This window comes from Affinundibacterium flavidum, assembly GCF_014284175.1.
Taxonomy (GTDB): Bacteria; Pseudomonadota; Gammaproteobacteria; order Burkholderiales; family Burkholderiaceae_D; genus Undibacterium; species Undibacterium flavidum.
The window spans coordinates 1-216 of the sequence record NZ_JACOGA010000096.1; the positions used below are offsets into that span (position 1 = coordinate 1).

Here is a 216-nt window from a genome sequence, read left to right on the forward strand (position 1 = left end):
CAGTAATCGTCGCGGTACCGACTGCGGAGGCATTGGTGGTCGTACCTGCTGTGCGGGTGACTGTTAAATCAAAGGTTTCAGTCACTTCGTTGATCAGATCATCGGTGATCGGTGTCCGTACCAACACACTCGTGCTACCTGCCGCAATCGTTGCGGTCGTCGCATTGCCCCACGTTGCGCCACCATCGGTGGACACTTGCAGATTAGTCGCTGTAG

1 protein-coding gene is annotated in these 216 nt (G+C 55.6%); it reads right to left on the bottom strand.

Annotated features, from left to right (window positions below):
- The coding region (locus tag H8K55_RS21515; protein ID WP_186944289.1) for a hypothetical protein at positions 1 to 216 on the bottom strand (216 nt) is incomplete at both ends.